13 protein-coding genes are annotated in these 15,414 nt (G+C 72.3%); 5 read left to right on the top strand and 8 right to left on the bottom strand.

The window, feature by feature from the left end; all coding sequences use genetic code 11:
- Both NYZ98_RS41370 and NYZ98_RS16165 read left to right on the top strand, forming a co-directional pair.
- The coding region (locus tag NYZ98_RS41370; protein ID WP_316249569.1) for a galactose-binding domain-containing protein at nucleotides 1-1,402 on the top strand (1,402 nt) is incomplete at its 5' end.
- A 376-nt stretch (nucleotides 1,403-1,778) separates the two neighbouring features.
- Nucleotides 1,779-2,711 carry a hypothetical protein gene (locus tag NYZ98_RS16165; protein WP_262843603.1) on the top strand — a complete coding sequence of 311 codons (933 nt, stop codon included), beginning with the start codon at nucleotides 1,779-1,781 and terminating at the stop codon, nucleotides 2,709-2,711.
- Between the two features lie 20 nt (nucleotides 2,712-2,731).
- Here NYZ98_RS16165 and NYZ98_RS16160 read toward each other — a convergent pair whose 3' ends face one another.
- From NYZ98_RS16160 to NYZ98_RS16150, 3 genes are all read right to left on the bottom strand, one after another.
- Nucleotides 2,732-2,869 (bottom strand): hypothetical protein, encoded by a 138-nt coding sequence (locus NYZ98_RS16160; RefSeq protein WP_262843602.1) that lies wholly within the window; start codon nucleotides 2,867-2,869, stop codon nucleotides 2,732-2,734.
- A gap of 527 nt (nucleotides 2,870-3,396) precedes the next feature.
- Entirely contained in the window at nucleotides 3,397-4,791 is a 1,395-nt protein-coding gene (locus NYZ98_RS16155) for a DUF1996 domain-containing protein (protein ID WP_262843601.1), read from the bottom strand.
- A gap of 144 nt (nucleotides 4,792-4,935) precedes the next feature.
- Nucleotides 4,936-6,279, bottom strand: coding sequence for a glycosyl hydrolase (locus tag NYZ98_RS16150; RefSeq protein ID WP_262843600.1), 1,344 nt, complete (start codon nucleotides 6,277-6,279; stop codon nucleotides 4,936-4,938).
- Nucleotides 6,280-6,453: 174 nt separating this feature from the next.
- Here NYZ98_RS16150 and soxR point away from each other — a divergent pair, with 174 nt between their 5' ends.
- Complete coding sequence (soxR, locus tag NYZ98_RS16145) at nucleotides 6,454-6,921, top strand: redox-sensitive transcriptional activator SoxR (RefSeq protein WP_262843599.1); 468 nt, start codon at nucleotides 6,454-6,456, stop codon at nucleotides 6,919-6,921.
- Between the two features lie 121 nt (nucleotides 6,922-7,042).
- On the opposite strand, the gene NYZ98_RS16140 is transcribed toward soxR, so the two are convergent.
- Together NYZ98_RS16140 and NYZ98_RS16135 are read right to left on the bottom strand one after the other, a co-directional pair.
- Nucleotides 7,043-8,176, bottom strand: a complete 1,134-nt coding sequence (locus tag NYZ98_RS16140) for an NAD(P)/FAD-dependent oxidoreductase (protein ID WP_262843606.1) — start codon at nucleotides 8,174-8,176, stop codon at nucleotides 7,043-7,045.
- A gap of 123 nt (nucleotides 8,177-8,299) precedes the next feature.
- Nucleotides 8,300-9,151: an NAD(P)H-binding protein gene (locus NYZ98_RS16135; RefSeq protein WP_262843598.1), complete on the bottom strand. Its 852-nt coding sequence runs from the start codon at nucleotides 9,149-9,151 to the stop codon at nucleotides 8,300-8,302.
- A 348-nt stretch (nucleotides 9,152-9,499) separates the two neighbouring features.
- On the opposite strand from NYZ98_RS16135, the gene NYZ98_RS16130 reads away from it, so the two are divergent.
- On the top strand, nucleotides 9,500-10,240 hold the full coding sequence (locus NYZ98_RS16130) for a metallophosphoesterase family protein (RefSeq protein WP_262843597.1): 741 nt from the start codon (nucleotides 9,500-9,502) through the stop codon (nucleotides 10,238-10,240).
- Nucleotides 10,241-10,269: 29 nt separating this feature from the next.
- Here NYZ98_RS16130 and NYZ98_RS16125 read toward each other — a convergent pair whose 3' ends face one another.
- On the bottom strand, nucleotides 10,270-10,929 hold the full coding sequence (locus tag NYZ98_RS16125) for a response regulator (protein WP_262843596.1): 660 nt from the start codon (nucleotides 10,927-10,929) through the stop codon (nucleotides 10,270-10,272).
- Nucleotides 10,926-12,296, bottom strand: coding sequence for a sensor histidine kinase (locus tag NYZ98_RS16120; RefSeq protein WP_262843595.1), 1,371 nt, complete (start codon nucleotides 12,294-12,296; stop codon nucleotides 10,926-10,928). The genes NYZ98_RS16125 and NYZ98_RS16120 overlap by 4 nt, the downstream gene beginning before the upstream one ends.
- Nucleotides 12,297-12,646: 350 nt before the next feature.
- Here NYZ98_RS16120 and NYZ98_RS16115 point away from each other — a divergent pair, with 350 nt between their 5' ends.
- Nucleotides 12,647-14,095 (top strand): MFS transporter, encoded by a 1,449-nt coding sequence (locus NYZ98_RS16115; protein WP_262843594.1) that lies wholly within the window; start codon nucleotides 12,647-12,649, stop codon nucleotides 14,093-14,095.
- Nucleotides 14,096-14,124: 29 nt separating this feature from the next.
- On the opposite strand, the gene NYZ98_RS16110 is transcribed toward NYZ98_RS16115, so the two are convergent.
- Nucleotides 14,125-15,351, bottom strand: a complete 1,227-nt coding sequence (locus NYZ98_RS16110; protein WP_262843593.1) for a family 16 glycosylhydrolase — start codon at nucleotides 15,349-15,351, stop codon at nucleotides 14,125-14,127.
- Nucleotides 15,352-15,414 lie beyond the last annotated feature (63 nt).

Below are 15,414 nucleotides of genomic sequence, written 5' to 3'. Positions count from 1 at the left end.
CTTCATGTGGCGCCAGTTCTACAACATGACCCGCCTCGGCGCCCAAGCCATCTACATCTCCATGTTCGACGAATACAACGAAGGAAACCAAATAGCCAAAACCGCAGAAACCCTCAACACCGTCCCCACCAACTCCGGAATGCTCGCCCTCGACGAAGACGGCACCCCCTGCTCCTCCGACTACTACCTCCGCCTCACCAGCGACGGCGGCAAAATGCTCAAAGGCCAAATCCCCCTCACCCCCATAAGGCCGACCCAGCCCACATTGGGCGGCGGCGACCCGAATCTGGCGCTCGGTAAGGCGACGTCGGAGAGCGGGCACGCCCAGGTGTTCGGTTCGGCGAACACGGTGGACGGGAATGCGAATACGTATTGGGAGAGCGTGAACAACGCGTTCCCACAGTGGATCCAGGTGGATCTGGGCGCTTTGGTGACGGTCGGTCGGGTGGTGTTGAAGCTGCCGCCGTCGTCGTCGTGGGGGACGCGGGTGCAGACGTTGTCGGTGGCGGCCGGGGGGAGCGTGCCATTGCCGACGATCGTGGGGTCGATGGGGTACACGTTCGACCCGGCGACGGGGAACGCGGTGACGATCTCGTTCGCCTCCACCACGGCCCGGTACCTGCGGCTGAACTTCACCGGCAACACCGGCTGGCCCGCCGCCCAGCTCGGCGAGTTCGAGGTGTACGGGCCCTCCGGCGGCGGAGGCGGCGACACGCAGCCGCCGACCGCGCCGGGCAACCTGGCGGTGACCGCCAAGACCGCCACCAGCGTCACCCTCACCTGGACCGCCTCCACCGACAACGTCGCCGTCACCGGCTACCAGGTCCACCGAGGCGACACCATCGTCAACGCCACCGGCACCACCACCACCATCACCGGACTCACCCCCGCCACCGCCTACACCTTCACCGTCACCGCCCGCGACGCCGCAGGCAACAACTCACCCGCCTCCAACGCGGTGAGCGTGACCACTGACACGGCGCCGAACACGAACCTGGCGCTCGGCAAGGCGACGTCGGAGAGCGGGCACGTTCAGGCGTTCGGTTCCGCGAACACGGTGGACGGGAACGCGAACACGTATTGGGAGAGCGTGAACAACGCGTTCCCGCAGTGGATCCAGGTCGACCTGGGCTCGGTGATGACGGTCGGTCGGGTGGTGTTGAAGCTCCCGCCGTCCTCGTCGTGGGGGGCGCGGGTGCAGACGTTGTCGGTGGCAGGCGGGGGGAGCGTGCCGTTGCCGACGATCGTGGGGCCGGTGGGGTACCGGTTCGACCCGGCGACGGGGAACGCGGTGACGATCTCGTTCGCCTCGACGCCGATGCGGTACGTGCGGCTGAACTTCACCGGGAACACCGGCTGGCCCGCCGCCCAGCTCTCCGAATTCGAGGTGTACGGATCCTGACCGTCCGGGATCGGACCTGCCCGGCACCGGTCGCGTCGTCGCGCGCGGCCGGTGCGGGCAGGGTTTTGGGTCTTGACAAGACCCGTTGACGATCACAGATTGAGGGGGAAATCGCACCTCACCGGCAGGGTACTGGGGTCACCGGCCGTGGCGGCCGCATCCGGGCCGCCCGTCCCGCGCGTGTCCCCGCTGTCAACGGCCGCGGGAACCCGCGCGGCGCTCGGGGACGGGGGAGCACATGGCGGAGCGGTTCCGGTCACCTCGCGCGCGCGAAGCGCGGCACGCCCACAGGAAAGGCACGTGTCCCGCCCGCCGGAAAGGCGCAGGGCTCGTCCATTCGGTAAGCACGCGGGTCGCCCATAGGAGCGACCGGGGGGTGCGGCTCGCCGTCGCGATCGTCGTGGTGGCCCTCACGGCGTTCGCCGGGCCGGCCGCCCGTGCCGGCGAACCCCCCGCCACGCCGGGGCACGCCGCCGAGACCCGCGTGGCACCGCCCAGCGACCCCGGCGCGCAGGGCCGCAGGCCGTCGGCGAGGTCGCTGCCGAGCGGCTACGACTTCTGGGAGTTGCAGATGAACCTCTGCAACAGCGGTATCGCCTCCTGCTACAAGAAGTACAACAACGGCCTGTCGGTCGGCGAGGCGGCCGGCGTCATACGGTCCCAGTGGCCCGACCTGGTGACGCTGAACGAGGTCTGCCGGGCCGACGTCGTGAACAGCCTGTTCGCCGTCATGGCGGAGATCTGGCCGGGCGACTGGGTCTATTCGTCCTTCATGCCCGCCTACGACCGGGGCAGGAACGCCCCCTACCTGTGCGCCAACGGCGATCAGTACGGCATCGGGGTGGTCGGGCACGTGCCGAGCGCGGTGTACGAGGGCGTCGAGAGCTTCGGTGAGGTCTACCCCGACTCCTCCGGCGGCTCGGCCACGCAGGACACCGCCTCGAACGAGAAGCGCTCGTGGGTGTGCGCGTACGCGGTCGGCGCCTACTACGGCTGTACGACGCACCTGGCCAGCACCAGCGGGACCGTGGCCGCCAACCAGTGCCGCTACCTGATGAGCGGCGTCGTGCCGTCGCTGTGGGCCGCTCCGAGGGTGGCCAAGCCGAGCGTCGTCGGCGGCGACCTGAACCTGAAGTACAAGGGATCGCCGGACGCGCAGAAGTGCGTCCCTCCGGGCTGGTTCCGCAAGGGCGACGGAGACGTCCAGCACGTCATGGCCACCAGCGACCTCACCTTCGGCTTCAGCCAGAAGATCGACATGAAGCGCACCGACCACGACGCCTGGCTGGTCGCCCTCGTGGCCCCCTGAGACGCACCCGGGTGCGCGGGTCACACCCCGTGCAACGCGGTCCACACCGCGAGCGCGGTACGCCAGGCGACCAGCGTCACCTCGGCGCCCAGTCGCAGCCATTCCCGCCGCTCGCGGTTCGCCCACCGGCGGGTGTGCCTTCTCCGCTTACCGGACATCTGGCCCCCCTTCCTGCTCGCTCAGGGGTCGGTTTCGAGGCGGATCGTCATGATTGGGCCGCCTTGCTCATGCTCCCGATCGAGCGTCCCCGCGCGGTGATGGGCGGACTCCTGGGCCGAGGACCGGGGGCGGGTCCGAAGCCGTTCCGGGTACGGCCATGCCGAGCGCGTCAACAGGTGTCATCACAGGTGCTCGCGCCGGCGACGGGAGCACGGCCTCCGTCGCGATGTGGGTTTTCGCACCTCACGAGCGCGAGTGGAAGTGAGGTGATCTTACCCATTGGTAACCGCCGGTAACCACGGCCGGGCCGGGTGTTCGCGGCACGGCACGCCGGACGCGGCGTCAGCAGGTGAGGCCGGTGGCGAGCACGGTTCGCCGGACCACCCGGGGTCGCCGGTGCGGCCGCTCGTGGTGGGCGGGAGGGATGAAGGTGGGGGCCGGGCCCGGGTGGTCCAGGTCCGGCCCCCTGCGGAGGGCGGTGCGGGGGGTGCTCGGCGGCACCACCGCCCTCCGCGAGCGCCGTCGGTTATGGGGTACCGTCGGCGCCGCACTTGACGATCGGACGGATGCAGTCGCGGACGCGCCGTTCCATCTCGGCCGTGGGCCAGGCGTTGAAGAAGTCGCCGTGCATGGTGTAACCGGGACCGGACGCCAGGCGGAAGGCGCTGGGGTCACCGTTGACCGGGTACCGCAACACCATGCGCAGCTTGGGCACGATCACCGGGTGGGAGGCGGGGCAGGCGTTGCCGACCGGGTAGGCCATGTGGCTCTTGTGGTCGGCCGAGTCCAGGTCCTTGCCGTTCCAGCAGTGCGGGAAGTCCAGGTAGCTCTCCAGCATCGTCCCGGCGGGGCACTTGACGAAGTTCTTCGAGGACCCCACCTCGCCGGCGTGCAGGCACGACCAGCGGGCCATGCTGGTGTCGTTGGCGCCGGTGGCCTTGGCGTTGCCCGCCACGATCTTCAGGCCCTGGGGGAACGCCCGGGTCTGTCCCATCAGCCGGTCGCTGACACCCTCACCCAGGTAGTAGAACGTGGTGCCGGTGGGTTCGACCGCCTTGTCGCCGTCGTACAGGGTCGGCACCCAGTAGGACGACAGGTCGATCTTCGGGTTGCAGCTGCTGGTGGACTTCAGCAGGCCCGCGAGCGTGGAGTCGGCGTCGGTCGAGGCGTTGCCCATGAAACTGTGCATGTGCGACGCGCCCGCGAGCCCGGGCAGCACGATCGGGTCGTCGGCCAGCCGGTGGGTCACCGGGCACTCCGCCACGAACTCCGCCACCCGTACGGCGCCCGGCGGCACCGGGCCCTTGCTCGGGTCGCCGGACGGCTCGGTCGGCGTGGTGCTCGGCGCGGGCTTGGTCGGCGTGGTGCTGGGGGTCGGCTTGGTGGGGGTGGTCGTTCCGGTGCCGAAGACCTGGAACTCCCACAGCGAGACGCCGTACTGGCTGGAGCGCTTGGTCGCGTACAGGCGCACGTACCGCCCGGACCCGGACACGTTCAGCGTCTGGACGCCGTCGAGGCCGGCGGTCGTGGAACGGATGGTGGTCCACGTGCCGCCGTCGTTGGAGGTCTGGATGGTGAAGGCGGTGGCGTAGGCGCGTTCCCAGTTCAGGACGATCTTGCTGATGGCGGTGGTCTTGCCGAGGTCGACCCGGAGCCATTGGGGGTCGCTGAACTTGCTGGACCAGCGGGTGCCGGTCTTGCCGTCCACCGCGGCCGCCGGGGACAGGTCCGCGCGTTCGGAGGAGGACGCGGTGACGGCCCGGCCCTGGGACAGCGGGGCGTCCGCCGCGCTCGCCGGCAGGACGGTGTTCACCGCCGACGCGCCGAGGACGGCGGCCAGCGCGCCCGCGAGGACGAGGCGGCGGGCTCGCCGGCCGCCTCCGCGACCTGACGCGGTGCCGCGCGGGAGGGTGTCGCTCATCGATGAGGTCCTTCGGTACGGAAAGTCGGGGCCGGGCGCGTTCGCTCCTGTACAGGAGACCGGCGGGGGAGCGGGCGATAACGAAAACCGGGGAACATGCCGGAGACCGCCGGCCGGGAGAGCGCCCGGCCGGCGGCGTGCGGGTCAGCGGGCCGCTTGGAAGGCGCGGCCCGCCGGGGTCGCCGAACCGTTGCCGTGGAACAGGCCGCTGCTCGGCTCGGTGTCGGAGGCGCCCAGCCCGAACCACGCGTACCGCTGCACGTAGGACAGCGAGCCCAGCATCTGGGTGGACGCGGTGACGAACGCGGCCTGCTGCGCGTCGGTCGGGAACCGGGTGCCGTTCGAGAAGTCGATCAGGGCGTACTCGGTGAGCCAGATCGGCTTGTGGTAGCGCTGGTACACCGCCTGCAGGTACGACTTGAGCTGCCCGGTCGCGGCGTCGGCGCGGAAGTCGCCGCCGTACCAGTGCAGCGTGATGAAGTCGACCCGGTACCCACGGGAGGCCGCCCCGGTCATGAACCGGTCCAGCCAGCCGCCCGCCCTGTCCCCGCCGAACGCGACGGCCGGGCTGCCGAGCACGCTGCCGGCGGCCTGGAGCTTCGGCCACAGGGACAGCGCCTTGTCCACGGTCATGTTGGACTGCGCGGCCATGTCCGGCTCGTTGAAGCCGAGCAGGTACGGGCCGGCGCTCTTGGCCTGGGCGAGGTTGGCGTCGGTGACGCTGGCGGCGCCCCACACCATCGGGACGAACTCCGCGGACTTGGGGGTGGTGATGCCGTTATGACCGGTCGACCAGGTGTAGTACCAGTCCGCCCCGGAAGCGGCGAGCGCCGTGCTCACGCCGGGCATCTGCCACACGCCCACCCCCTTCTTGCCGGAGGGCCCGGCGGGAGCCGGCCCGCTGGGACTCGCGCTCGGCGCGGGCTTGGTCGGCGTGGTGCTGGGGGTCGGCTTGGTGGGGGTGGTCGTCCCGGTGCCGAAGACCTGGAACTCCCACAGCGAGACGCCGTACTGGCTGGAGCGCTTGGTGGCGTAGAGCCGTACGTACCGCCCGGATCCGGACACGGCCAGGGTCTGCGTGCCCTCCTTGCCGGCGGTCGTGGAACGGATGGTGGTCCACGTGCCGCCGTCGTTGGAGGTCTGGATGGTGAAGGCGGTGGCGTAGGCGCGTTCCCAGTTCAGGACGATTTTGCTGATGGTGGTGGTCTTGCCGAGGTCGACCCGGAGCCATTGGGGGTCGCTGAACTTGCTGGACCAGCGGGTGCCGGTCTTGCCGTCCACCGCGGCCGCCGGGGACAGGTCCGCGCGCTCGGAGGAGGACGCGGTGACGGCCCGGCCCTGGGAGACGGGGGCCTCGGCCGCGCTCGCGGGGAGGGTGGCGTTCACCATCGAGGCGCCGAGGACGGCGGCCAGCGCGCCCGCCAGCGCGAGGCGCCGGACCAGATGGCCGCCGCGACCTGCGGTACCGCCGGGAACAGTCTCACTCATGTATGAGGTCCTTCGTCGGGTTCGGGATCAGGGACACGTTCGCTCCTACATAGGGAGACCCTCGCCCCGGCCCCGGATAACGAAAAGTCGGCAGAATTCCACCTTTGGCCCGCGATCGAGGGGGAGGGCGACCCATGACCTCAACCATTGTTGATGTCAGGCTAGGCTGGAGCCATGCCTCGCGCCCGGACCATGTTCCACGAGCTCACCGTCGGCCAGGTCGCCGAGCGCAGCGGCGTGGCGGTGTCCGCCCTGCACTTCTACGAACGGCACGGGCTGATCACCAGCAGCCGGACGGCCGGCAACCAGCGCCGCTACGCCCGCGACACCCTGCGCCGCGTCGCCTTCATCCGGGCCTCCCAGCGGGTCGGCATCCCGCTGGCCAAGATCCGCGCCGCCCTCGACGAGCTCCCGCACGAGCGCACCCCGACACGCGACGACTGGGCACGGCTGTCCACGGCCTGGCGGGCCGAGCTGGACGCCCGCATCACCCAATTGCAGGCCCTCCGCGACAACCTCACCGACTGCATCGGCTGCGGCTGCCTGTCGCTGAGCACCTGCCACCTCGCCAACCCGCTCGACGTCCTCGCGAGCGAGGGCCCCGGCGCCCGCCGCCTCATGCCCGCGACGCCCAACCCGTGAACGCCGCCCGTCCCGCGACGCTGAACCCGTGAACGCCGGCCGTCCGGCTACGCCCAACCTGTGGACGCCGGCCGTCTGGCGCGCCGAACCCGTGAACGCGCCCGGTGCCGTCCGGCGCGGGTCAGCGGACGAGATCGCGCAGCCAGCGCCGGACCACCGCCCAGGCGAGCGGGAGCGGCACCGTGCCCGCGCCGAGGCCGACGTCGACGAGCAGGTCGAACACCTCCTGCCGTCCCGCGGCGGTGCCGATCGCCGCGTCGATGAAGCGGGGGGACTGGGCGGCGCGGGCGAGCACGTCGGTGGTGCGCAGGTGCCGTCCGAGCGCCTTCCTCATGTCGCGCCGGTAGGCGGCGAGCGGGTCGGCGGCGGCCCGCACGGCGGCCTCCCCGGCCAGCCGCCCGGACAGCAGGGCGTAGTAGATGCCCTCGCCGGTGAGCGGGTTGATCAGGCTGGCCGCGTCGCCGGCCAGCATCACCCGGCCCACGCCGAACCTCGGCCGTCCGGGGGACAGCGGCAGGTGGTGGGCGCGCAGGTCGCGGGCGGGCAGGTGGGGCAGCAGTTCGGCGAGCCGCCCGTGCAGCACCTGGCGCCCGGGCAGCCCGGTGGCGTGCAGCCGGGGCAGCAGCATCCCGTAGCCGACGTTGGCGGTGCCGTCGCCGATCGGGAACGACCACGCGTACGCGGGCCATCCCTCCTTCTGCATGGCGATGAGCTGGACGTCGTCGCCGGCGGGCACGTCGGCGTACCCCCGGACGGCGATGGCGGTGTGCTTCTCGGCCGTGGCCGGGACGCCCGCCAGGCGCCGCACGGTGGAGCTCGCGCCGTCGGCGGCGACGACGGCGCGGGCGGTGAACGTGCCGTCGACGACGACGTGCCCGTCCCGCGCCTCGACGGCCCGGACGCGGTGCCGGCGGACCTCGACGCCACGGTCACGGGCCGCGTCGACCAGGCGGGCGTCGAAGACCTTGCGGGGGACGACGTGGTTGGGCCTGGCCACCGTGGCGGACACCTCTGCCCCGCCGGGGGAGAGCACCGAGAGGCGCCGGATGGGCAGGTAGTCGGCGACCAGGCCCGGCAGGCCGAGGAGGTCGAGCTCGTCGATGCCATGGGCGGCGATGCCGTCGCCGCAGGCCTTGTCCCGGGGGAAGTCGGCCTTGTCGAGCAGGAGCACGCGCGCGTCCGGCCGTAGCTGCCTCGCGCGCAGGGCCGCCGCCGATCCCGCCGGGCCCGCTCCGACCACCACCAGATCCCACATGTCGTTCACGCTGGTGAGCCTGCCACGCCACACCCCTGCGAAACCATCGGCGGCACCGATCCGCCGCGCGCCGCGTGCCCGGCCGGCCCGGACGGGTCAGGCAGAGGTCACCAGGCAGCCGGGTCAGCGGAAGTCGGCGGCATGGTCGCGGGCCCAGGACTCGAAGGGGGTCGCCGGAGCCCCGGTGAGCTTCTCGACCGTGGACGTGGTGGTCTCCGGCACCGCCACCATCCCCGCGTGCGCGCTGAGCACCCCCTCCGCGACGGCGGCCGGCCACCCCTGGCCGAGCAGTTCCCGCACCACCGTCGCGTGCGGCAGCTCCTCCCACCGCACCGGACGGCCGATGGCCTGGCCGATCGCGGTGACCTGCTCGATCTGCGTCAGCGTCCGTGGCCCGGTCAGCTCGTACGCCGCGCCGTCATGCCCGGCGCCGGTGAGGGCGATCACCCCCGAGGCGGCGATGTCCCGCTCGTGGATCAGCGCCCTGGACGCGCCGCCGTGCGCCCAGCGCACCACACCGGTGTCCCTGATCTGCGCGGCCCACATCAGCGTGTTGGCCGCGAACCCGCCGGGACGCAGGAACGTCCATTCCCCCGCGAACCGCCTGATCAGGCGCTCGACGGCAACGTGGGACCCGAGGATGGACCCCGGCTCGGGCGCCAGGTCGTCGTCCCGCACGCCGCGCCCGGACAGGTAGACGACGCGGCGGGCCCGCCCGGCCAGGGCCTCGATGGTCGCGGGGGCGGCGTGGTCGGCCGACAGGGTGGGCCAGACCAGGAACACCGACTCGGCCCCGTCCAGCGCGGCGCCGAGGGTCGAGGGGTCGGCCAGGTCGCCGCGCACGACCTCGGCGCCCTTCGGCAGGCGGGCCGACCCGGGGTCGCGGGTCAGCGCCCGCACCTCACGCCCCGCGTCCAGCAGCAGGGAGACGACGTGCCGGCCCACATTGCCCGTTGCCCCGGTGACCAGAATCATGAGTACGCCCCTTTTGCCGTCAGCGGATCACTGTCCCGGCGGACAGCCTGCTACGTCAACCTTTGTTGAGGTCAACCCGCGGTCACCGGGCGGAGGAGGACGGCCACCGTGGCTCGTGGACGGCTCCCGCGACGAGTCCGGCCTGGCGCCGGTCGAGGCCGTACATCGCCACTCATGGCGCGGATCGGGGATGGGCGCTGGGCGAGCACGACCACGACCGTGGCCGGTCTCCTGGGCCGCGAACCGCGTTCGCTGGCGGAGTTCCTGCGCGGGCCGTCGGTGCGAGCCACCTGATCGCGCTGCGCGAACACCGCGTCGCGGCGCCGGATCGCCGGGCAGAGTGAGGGGATGCGCATAGCCGTGCTTTCCGACATCCACGGGGTGCTACCGGCCCTGGAGGCCGTGCTGGCCGAACCCGACGTGGCCGCGGCCGACCAGATCGTCCTCACCGGTGACATCGCCGCGGGTCCGCTGCCCGTCGAGACGCTCGACCTGCTGGTCTCCCTGGGGGAGCGGGCGCTGTGGGTCAACGGCAACGCCGACCGGGAGCTCGTAGAGGTGGCGGCGGGCAAGCGGTGCGAGCACGCCGTGTCCCAGTGGGCGGGCGAGCGGATCCGCGAGGACCAGGTCGAGCTGCTCGCCGGCCTGCCCGCCCGGCAGGTGCTCGACCTCGGCAGGCTCGGCACCACCCTGTTCGTGCACGCCACGCCGCGCAGGGACGACGAGATGATCCTCGTCGACAGCACCCTCGCCCGATGGGCCGAGGTGCTCGACGGCGTCACCGCCGACACCGTGGTGCTGGGCAACACCCACATGCCGTTCGTCCGGCTCGTGGACCGCAGGCTCGTGGTCAACCCCGGGGCGGTCGGCATGCCCTACGGCACCACGGGCGCCCACTGGGCGCTGCTGGACTCCGCCGACGGTGCGGTGACCCTGAGACGCACGCCGTACGACGCCGAGGCCGCGGCCGCCCGGCTGGTCGCCGAGAGCGGGTTCGAGGAGATCGAGGAGTGGGTGGCCGAGTTCGTGACCGGCACCTACTCCGACACCGAGGCGCTCACGGTGTTCGCCGAGGCCGAGGGTCGCTGACGGGCCGTGGTCACCCTGAGGCCCGGCGGTCAGCCGCGCCGTGGGGTGACGAGGCCCGATTCGTAGGCGAACACCACGAGCTGGGCGCGGTCCCTGGCACGCAGCTTGGTCATGGCCCTGCTGACGTGCGTCTTCGCGGTGGTCGGGCTGATCACCATGTGGGCGGCGATCTCGTCGTTGGACAGGCCGCGTGCCACCAGCGCGGTGACCTCGCGTTCGCGGTTGGTCAGCACGCCGAGCCCCTGGGGCGCGGGCTCGGGGCGGCGGGCGACGTACTCGCCGATCAGGCGGCGGGTGATCGCGGGGGACAGCAGTGCGTCGCCTCGGGCCGCGACCCTGACGCCCTGCAGCAGGTCGGCGGGCTCGGTGTCCTTGACCATGAAACCGCAGGCGCCGGCGCGGAGCGCGTTGAAGACGTACTCGTCGAGGCCGTAGTTGGTGAGGATCACCACATGGACGCCGCTCAGCCGCTCGTCGGCGGCGATCAGCCGGGTCGCCTCGATGCCGTCCATCACCGGCATCTGGATGTCGACGAGCGCGACGTCGGGCCGGTGCTCCAGGGCGAGCGCGACCGCCCGCTCGCCGTTCGCGGCCTCGGCCACCACCTCGATGTCGTCCTCGATCTCCAGCAGCGCCCGGAAGCCGCCGCGAATGAGCGCCTGGTCGTCCACGAGCAGCACGCGGATCACGAAGCTTCCCCAAGAGGAAGCCCGGCGCGCGCGGTGACGCCGCTCTCGAGGGAAGGCTCGGGGGGCGTGGCGGCGCCGTCCGCACGGCGAGGTCCGGGGGGCGTGGCGGCGCCGTCCGCACGGCGAGGTCCGGGGGGCGTGGCGGCGCCGTCCGCACGGCGGGGCCCGGCCCGTTCGGGAGAAGGCTCGGCGCTGCCGAGAGGGAGTTCGGCGCGTACGGTGAAGCCGCCCCCGGGGCGGGGCTCGGCCCGCAGCCGGCCGCCGAGTGCCGCGACGCGCTCGCGCATGCCGAGCAGTCCCGTGCCGGGCACGGGCGGCGCGTCCGGGTCGGCCGTGCCGTCGTCGTCGACCTGCACGATGAGCTCGTCCGCGTAGTCGATGCGCACCGCCGCGGCCGCCCCGCCGGAGTGCCTTGCGACGTTGGTGAGCGCCTCCTGGACGATCCGGTACGCGGCCCGGTCCACCTCGGCCGGCAGCTCCCGCCGCGTGCCGGAGATCGTCACCGTGGCGGGCAGCCCGGTCGAGCGGGCCCGTTCCACCAGGTCGCCGAGCCGGTCCAGGCCGCTGGCAGTGGCCTCGCCGCCGGAGCCGCCGGAGCCGCCGGAGCCGCCGGAGCCGTCGGGGCCGACTGGGCCGTCGGGGTCGCGCAGCACCTCCAGGGTGGCGCGCAGTTCGCGCATGGCGTCACCGCTGGCCTCCTGGATGGCCAGCAGCGCGGGCGGCACGTCCTCGCCACGCTTGCGTGCCAGGTGGACGGCCACCCCGGCCTGGACCTTGATGATCGAGATGCTGTGCGTGAGCGAGTCGTGCAGCTCCCTGGCGATGCGCAGCCGCTCCTCGCCCGCGCGGCGCATGGCCGCCTCCTCGCGGGTGCGCTCGGCCTCGGCGGCCCGCTGCTCGGCCTCCTCCAGGTACGCCTGCCGGTGCCGGGTCACCGTCGCGGTCACGCCGGCCGCCACGAACCAGCCGACCAGCAGCGCGCTGCTCTGGAGGTTCCGCACGGGCCCGTCGGCGCCGGGCAGCTTCGCCGCCAGGTCGGTGCCCAGGAAGGCGACGCCCGCCAGCGCCGCGGGCACCGGATGACCGGCCCTGACCGCGGCGAACACCGAGATCATCACGGGGAAGGCGGCCGCCAGGCCCGGCTGGACGTGCGCCGTGACCACGAGCATGCCGGCCGTGCTGACGATCAGCGACACCAGGGGCGCCCGCCGCCAGGCGACGAGCCCGAGCGAGCCGGCGAGGACGGCCGCGAGGTCCAAGGCGCCCGTGCCCGGTGTCTCGACCACGACGATCGTCAGCAGGAGGGCCATCATCGCGGCGAGCAGGCCGTCCTGGGCGAGCGGTCGCCACCGGTCCATGAACCTCATTTGTGTAGATTAGGGTTTTTTCCGCCGAGGGTCGTCCGCCGCATGTCGTAATAAATCTGTACTCCCCGCGATGTATGCGGGCCGACGCTACCTCCCAAGTGCCGGACGAATGAGTCTCCCTGAGCAGGACGACCGCTGACCAGCCCGGACACCACTATTTCCGGCATGCGGATGATTCGAGGCAAGGGCGGGTTCCCGCCCCACGAGCCGGGAGGCCGCCGGCCGGCACCTCTCGCACCCGGACCCGGCACGAGCGGGACACCGGCGACGGGCACGGCACAAAGGACTGAGTCGCGGTGACGCGCACGGAACCGGCAAACGTGGAACCGGCAAACGCGGAACCGGCAAACGTGGAATCGGCGAGCACGGAACCGGCGAGCAGGGGATCGGCCGCCGACCCGGGTGCCCGGCCGGGGCTGACGCTGGCCGCGGTCGCGGTGGTGCAGTTCATGGTGTCGCTGGACCTGTCGGTCGTGAACGTCGGGCTCCCGCGCATCGCCGCCGGCCTCGGTTTCAGCGCGGTGGGCCTGACCTGGGTGATCCACGCCTACGCGCTCACCTTCGGCGGGTTGCTGCTGCTGGGCGGCAAGGCCGCCGACCGGTACGGGCGCAAACGGGTCCTGCTGCTCGGGCTGGCGGTGTTCGGCCTGGCCTCCCTGCTGGGCGGCTTCGCGCAGAACCCCGGCCAGCTCGTGGCCGCCCGCCTGGCCCAGGGCGTCGGGGCCGCCGCGCTGGCTCCGGCCGCGCTGGCGTCGCTGACCTCGGCGTTCCCCACCGGCAGGGCGCGGGTGCGGGCCTTCGGGGTGTGGGCGGCGATGAACGCCGCCGGCGGCGCCATCGGCGTCCTGATCGGCGGCCTGCTCACCCAGTACGCCGGCTGGCGGTGGGTGATGTTCGTCAGCGTGCCGATGGCCGCGGTCGCGCTGGCCCTGGCCTGGCGGGGCGTCGGCGCCGGTCCGCCCCCGGTCCGCGCGGGCCGCCCCGACGTCCTCGGCGCCGTCCTGGTCACCGCGGGCATGACCCTGCTGGTGTTCGGCGTCGTCCGCACCGACCAGTACCCCTGGACCTCACCGGTCACCCTCACCACCCTGGCCGTCGCCGCCGCACTGCTGGCCGCCTTCGTCCAGCTCGAACGGACCACCACCCGCGAGCCGCTGCTGCGGCTGGGCCTGTTCGCCAACCGCGCGGTCGCCGGCGCCAACGCCTACAACCTGGTGGTCGGCGCCGCCATGGCCTCCGCCTTCTACTTCATGTCGCTGTACCTGCAACGCGTCCTGGCGACCGGCCCGGCCCTGACCGGCCTTGAGTTCCTGCCCTTCGCCCTCGGCGTGATCATCGGCGCCGCCCTGGCGGTCAAGCTGGGCTACCGCCTCCCGCCACGGACCCTGCTGATCATCGGCGGCACCCTGAGCGCCGCCGCGTTCGCCCTGTTCGGCCTGATCAGCCCGGACGGCACCTACCTCAGCGGCGTCCTCGCCCCCTCGCTCATCGCCAGCGTCGGCTTCGGCCTCTGCCTCGGACCGATCGTCTCCATCGCCACCAGCGGCGTCCCGTCCCACGAGACCGGCACCGCCTCGGCCCTGCTCAACAGCTCACGCCAGATCGGCGCCTCGCTCGGGCTCGCCGCCCTCGGCACCGCCGCCCACACCCGCACCGGTCCCATCACCACCCCGGCGACCCTCACCGACGGCTACGCCCTGGGCCTCACCCTCTGCGCCGTCCTGCTGGCCGCCGCCGTCCTCATCGCCCTCACCGTCCTGCCCCGCGCCACCCCGTCTTCCCGGGAAGGCCGGCGGTGAGGGCCGCCGGCCTTCGGGGTCGAGAAGGGTCAGGCGCGCGTCCACTTCTGGTTGGACGCGCCGTTGCAGTCCCACAGGTGGAGAACGGCGCCGTTCGCGGGGTTGACGTTGGCGATGTCCACACATCGGTTGGCGGCCACGTTGACCAGGTCGCCGGCCGAGGACAGCGTGAAGCGCTGGGCGGCGGTGCCGTTGCACGTGTAGAGCTGGATCGCCGTGCCGTTGGCGGTGCCGGCCGCCGCGGCGTCCATGCACTTGCCCATCGCGCGGACCGTGCCGTCACTGTTGACCGACCACTGCTGGGCGGCGCTGCCGTTGCAGTCCCACATCTGCAGCCGGGCGCCGTCGGCGGGGTTGGCGCTGGGGATGTCGATGCAGCGTCCGTTCAGGCTGGACCGGAGCGCGTTCCCGGTCCCGGGCCCGTCGCTGGTCCATCCGGACACCCGGACGTAGTCGACCAGCATCGTCTGCGGGAAGACGGTGCCGGCGTCCGGGTTGCCCGGCCAGTAGCCGCCGACCGCCACGTTGAGGATCATGAAGAACGGGTGGTCGAAGACCCACTGGTTGCCGCGGATGCCGGCCGGCGTGACGCGGAAGTACTCCGAGCCGTCCAGATACCAGATGATGAGGTTGGGCGACCAGTCGATCCGGTAGTTGTGGAAGCCGTCGCCGAGCGGCGCGCCGATCGTGCGGTTGCCGCCGACGCCGCTGCCGCCGGAGTAGCCGGGGCCGTGCACGGTGCCGTAGACGGTGTTCGGCGTGCTGCCGACGTTCTCCATGATGTCGATCTCGCCGGTGGTGGGCCAGTTCCCGCCGCCGAGCGTCCAGAACGCCGGCCAGATGCCCTGGCCCTTGGGGATCTTGATGCTGGCCTCGAAGCGGCCGTAGGTCTGGCTGAACTTGTCCGCGGTCAGGATGCGGCCGGAGGTGTACTGACAGGTGCCGTAGTGGCACTGGAGGTTGGACGGGTTCTCCCTGCGGGCGGTGATGGCCAGGTGGCCCTGCCCGTCCTGGTACACGTTGCGGGTCGAGTTGGTGTAGTACTCCAGTTCGTTGTTGCCCCAGCCGCTGCCCCCGGTGTCGAATTTCCACTTGGAACCGTCGATGGACGTTCCCGCGGCACCGTTGAACTCGTCCGACCAGGTGACCGGGCCGATGGCGGCCTCGGCGCGGTCGTTGCCGGTGACGGAGACCAGGCTGGTGGCCAGGGTGACGAGCACGGCCGCGGCCATGAGAAGGAGCCGGGGTTTGCGCATGGAGACCTCCGGTCTGCGGTCCTTACCGGGCACGGGCCACGGCCGGCCCCGTCACGCTGTGCG

This window comes from Sphaerisporangium corydalis (genome assembly GCF_025506355.1).
GTDB classification, from domain to species: Bacteria; Actinomycetota; Actinomycetes; order Streptosporangiales; family Streptosporangiaceae; genus Sphaerisporangium; species Sphaerisporangium corydalis.
This window is presented reverse-complemented; position numbering and strand designations above follow the sequence as displayed.